A 4,609-nucleotide genomic window follows, 5' to 3' on the forward strand; every position below is an offset into this window, starting at 1 on the left:
TATGTGTTTGTAAATTCTTTCTTAGAATCTTTATATTTAACGCTGGCAATCTTTTGACCATACACGTTTGCTACAGTAACTTCTGCTTCAAGTACTGAATCATCGTATGTATAGCCAGGTTTGTTGTCATTTACTTCTTTAATTTGGTATTTGAATGTACCTTCATTAGAGAATTTAACTGCTGGGAATTTAACTTTTCCTTCAGCATCGTTTTTAGCTTCAGTTACAGAACCATCTGGAGCAATCAATTGGAAAGTAAATGCATCTGCCTCAAGAGTTTTTCCTTCAAGTTTTTTCTTAACTTGGAATTCAACCTCATCAGACTTCGCACCTGAACCGATACCTTCTGTAGTTGTCAAAGGAGCAAATCCATGAACATCAAATGTTTCTTGATCGGTTGTCGCTTTTACATCGTTGAATGCTTTTTTAGTTGCATTGTCAACTGGAGCAGTTAGACGAGTTCTATATAGGATATAGAGACCTTGTCCGTCCATTGTACCATCACCGTTTGGAGTGATGGTAAAGTGATTTCCATCAACAACGTTGACATGGGCAGCTTCTAGTCTTGGACGAGCTTCAGCTTTGTTCCACTCAGTAAAGTAGTAACCAGTAATTTCACTTGCAAGAACTTGTCCTTCTGGAATCGTATCTTCGAGTTTAACCCCTGTGTAAGATTTTGCATAGCGGTTAACACGGATACGCCAGTTTACATAGTTAGGATCGTCTGAGTCTTGAACTCCCCATTTGGTAAATCCAGTTGGGTCATCATCTGGGACGATACGAGTCAAAGTGTAAACTTGGTCACCTGGGATATTAATTTGATAAGGAGTGTTTAGTTTAACACTATCTGCCCAAACGACTGTAAATAGGGCAGTAATCTCCTTGTTCTCTGACAAATTAGCAAAGTAAGCAGCATTTGTCACTTTGACAGTCGCTGTATTGTCTGCTTTGCTAGTAGTCAATTCAGCAATAGTTGTTTGTCCATCTGGTGCTTTCAATTCCGTAACAGAATCTTTTTCAATCTTAAATTCATTTGGAACATGATAAACCATGTAATCCCCATCTTTGAGGGTTACTTCGTTGGGGAAACTATAAGTTGGTTGAAGATAGAATTTACCTTCCCCGTACTTAGCGCCATCAACAAGTTTGTTATTGTTGATTTTTGAAACAGTTTTCATAGTATAACTGCTTGCTGCTAGTTCCTCCGCTTGAACAACAGTGCTAACTTTAAGTGCAGGTAGAAAAACTGACACTACTAGTAGCAAGGCCATCAGGCCATGAAAGAGTTTGCTAGTTCTCTTTTTCACCACTTTTTCCTCCTTATTGTACATAATGGTTCATTTATATTATACATGTCTATAACATTATGTCAACTATAATGTACTAATTTTTATATTAACGTATGAGATAGATGGATAAATCAGCTAATGCCATGTCCGCATAAGCTTTGAAACAATTAAATCTAAGCAAGGTTCTTAGTTGGATTTAATATATAATATTGTCCTAAGGATCTAAGTATTTAATCCCAATTCCGCTAAGATTTGACGTTTATAGGAAATTTTTTGAACTTCCTTGTCCTCATCTTCAGACCAATCTAGTTTAATTTCAGAAACAATCTGTCCAGGTCGATTTTTTAGGATGTAGATGCGGTCACTGAGATTGAGAGCCTCCTCGATACTATGTGTGATGATCAAGGTCGTCAGTTGCAACTGCTTATGAATCTCCAGATACCAAGCATGAAGCTCCATCTTGGTCATCTCATCCAAGGCACTAAAGGCCTCGTCCAAGAGAAAGAGCTTGTGTCCAAAAAGGTAGGTACGGAGCAAGGCCACACGCTGACGCATCCCTCCGCTGAGTTCATGAGGATACTTATCTCGTACTGCCGACAACTGGAAGGTAGCAAGGATTTCATCCGCTCGAGCAGTAGCTTCTGCCCTATCAACCTTTTGAATCAAGAGGGGCAGAATGATATTGCCAAGGACTGTCTTGTGCTCCAAGAGGAGATCCTTTTGCAACATATAACTCACGCGCCCCTTGGGATTTTCCTCGCCATCAAGGACAATTCGCCCAGACTGGACTTCTAAAATCCCAGCGATTAAGTTAAAGAGGGTAGTCTTTCCTACACCACTAGGCCCTAGGATAGAAACTACTTCACCTGAAGTGACCTGCAAGTTGATATCCTCTAAAATCCTCTCCTCGCCATAGGCATAGCTTACGTGTTCTAGTCTAATTTCTGTCATTATTTTACAAATTCGTTGGTAAATCCTTTATCAGTCAAGTCTTCTTTAAGGATCCCATTTTCTTTATCCCATTTGTAGAAGGCATTCCAGCGGTCAGCGTCAAATTGTCCCCATTTTTCCTTGTCGCTTGCGTATTCTTTTGACAAGTATTTTTGAGATTCAATGACAAAGTCACGTTTTTCCTTGAGTTCAGGTGCATTCTTGATGAGGATATCTGCAGCTTCTTCTGGGTGTTCCATAGCATATTGGTAGCCTTTTTTAATAGCTTGGATGACTTTACGAGCTTCTTCCTTGTTGTCTTTGAGATAGTCATTGTTTGCGATGATAACGGGTGAGTAGTAATCAAATTCCTTGACATAGTCTTTTAAGTACATGAAGTTAGCATCTACGCCTTGAGATTTGGCAAGGATACCATCCCAACCGTAGTAAATCCAAGCAGTGTCAAAAACGCCATTGGCAATCGGTGTAATCGAGTTTGAGTCGTTGTTTGGTACTTTTTCAACCTTCTCAAAGTCTCCACCTTGAGATTCCACCAAGGTTTTCAACATAGCTAGTTCCGTTGGGTCATTCCAAGTACCGTATTTCTTACCAACCAAGTCTTTTGGACTGCTGACATTGTCAGATTTACGTGAGATGATTCCTGATGTATTATGTTCAACGATAGCGGCAACGGCAGTAATTCCTGCACCTTTTTCCAATTTTTTAGCCATGTAGTCTTGGAAATAGATAGCAAATGGTGCCTTGCCATTGATAACCAAGTCAGAAGAACTTTCTTCAGGTGGCAATTTCAAATCAACATCCACTCCAGCTTCTTTGAAATAGCCTTTTTCCTTGGCCACATAAAGACCTGTGTGGTTGGTATTTGGCGTCCAGTCTAGGATAAAGTCAACCTTTTTGAGTTCCGCCTCCTTGCTGTCCTTAGAAGCAGTTCCTTGCCCACAAGCCACAAGCAAGACAGCTACAAGAGCTGTTACAATCGTTAAAAACACTTTCCATGTTTTCTTCATTTTCATTTCCTCTTTTCTTTTTTTGAAACATCCTATCTTAGGGACGTTTCCATTTAATCACATATTTTTCACTAATATCGACCAACTTCATACCGAGAAGGCTGATAATCGACACCAGAATAATAATGGCAAACATGGTATCATACTGAAACAGTTTTTTAGACTGAATCATATAAACACCAAGACCTTCAAAACCTCCCAGCCACTCGGACACCACTGTTGTGATAAAGGCGTAGGAGACACTGACCCTCAGACCTGCATAAAAGTAAGGCAGACTGACCGGGATTTTAAAATGCCACAGGATTTGCCAAGGATTTGCCCGCATCAGACTAAACAAGGTCAGCATATCCTTGTCACAGTGCCTAAATCCATCCAAAATACTGACGATGATCGGGAAGGTTGTTGTCAGGATAATCAAGACAATCTTGGGTAAAATCCCATAACCCAACCACAAGACCAAGATAGGCGCTATGGCAATGGTCGGAATGGTCTGGATAACTACCATCATGGGATAGATAAGATCGTTGAGCCAAGAGAGACTATCCATGAGCACAGCCATGAGACAGGCAATCAAGACTCCTAAGACTAGTCCGAGTAAAGCCACTCTCAAGGTCGCCCAGCTATGGTGCCAGAGAAATTCTCTGTCACGAACAAAGGACCGGAGAATTTCAAAGGGAGTTGGTAGGATAAACTTGGGTAAAAGTTTGAATATTCCTGCTAACTGCCAGATTGACAAGACTCCTAGAAAACCCAATAGACTAATGTGTCGTCTCAGTATACTTTTCAAGTTTCTCATCAATACTTAAAATCTCTCCTACATTTATTTTGACATTGGCAAAGACATTATCTGCCTCCTGCCCTGCCACTTCTAGCGCTTCTTTAAGAATACGCATGAGCTCATCCAACTCCCCTTCCAAGACCGTTTCAAAGGGTGTCACCACCATAGTCACGGACTGAGCTTGCAGATAAGCAATAACCTGATCGATAATAGCAATTCGATCAATCCCCTGTGATAAGGGCAAGACTTGCAAGGCAATGCTTGCTTTCATAAAAACCTCCTTTTCTCAGGTTTCCTTTGACAAAAAGAAAACCCCTTCCATATATGGAAAAGGTGCAGAATTCGGCTAAGTATCGTTCCCTACGCTGGCATTACCCAGATCAGGTGCGGTCGAAGTTTAACACTTCCTCTCAGACTGTACACAGACTCCCATATCTTATATGGACATATAGTAACGCAAATACAAGGAAAAGTCAAGGAAACTGCTTACAGAAAACCATGAAAAAAGAGTGGCTCTATAATATTTATAGTGGGTAAATCCCCTATGGATATTATGGAGCCTATTTTGTTGTAGAAAAAAGTCC

At 40.5% G+C, this 4,609-nt stretch carries 5 protein-coding genes and 1 riboswitch; all 5 genes read right to left on the reverse strand.

Annotated features, from left to right (window positions below):
• The coding region (locus QZ158_RS07835) for an FctA domain-containing protein (protein ID WP_293887378.1) at nucleotides 1–1,307 on the reverse strand (1,307 nt) is incomplete at its 3' end.
• 204 nt (nucleotides 1,308–1,511) lie between these two features.
• Nucleotides 1,512–2,240, reverse strand: a complete 729-nt coding sequence (locus QZ158_RS07840; RefSeq protein WP_293887380.1) for an ABC transporter ATP-binding protein — start codon at nucleotides 2,238–2,240, stop codon at nucleotides 1,512–1,514.
• The gene (locus QZ158_RS07845) at nucleotides 2,240–3,247 is read right to left on the reverse strand and encodes an ABC transporter substrate-binding protein (RefSeq protein WP_293887382.1); all 1,008 of its coding nucleotides are present in this window, start codon (nucleotides 3,245–3,247) and stop codon (nucleotides 2,240–2,242) included. The genes QZ158_RS07840 and QZ158_RS07845 overlap by 1 nt, the downstream gene beginning before the upstream one ends.
• Before the next feature lie 37 nt (nucleotides 3,248–3,284).
• Nucleotides 3,285–4,043, reverse strand: coding sequence for an ABC transporter permease (locus tag QZ158_RS07850; protein WP_293887384.1), 759 nt, complete (start codon nucleotides 4,041–4,043; stop codon nucleotides 3,285–3,287).
• Nucleotides 4,006–4,296, reverse strand: coding sequence for a thiamine-binding protein (locus tag QZ158_RS07855; RefSeq protein WP_084943170.1), 291 nt, complete (start codon nucleotides 4,294–4,296; stop codon nucleotides 4,006–4,008). The genes QZ158_RS07850 and QZ158_RS07855 overlap by 38 nt, the downstream gene beginning before the upstream one ends.
• A 69-nt stretch (nucleotides 4,297–4,365) precedes the next feature.
• Nucleotides 4,366–4,468: riboswitch (TPP riboswitch) on the reverse strand.
• Nucleotides 4,469–4,609: the final 141 nt, after the last annotated feature.

Origin of the sequence: Streptococcus sp. A12 (assembly GCF_905372335.1) — a bacterium.
Lineage (GTDB): Bacteria > Bacillota > Bacilli > Lactobacillales > Streptococcaceae > Streptococcus.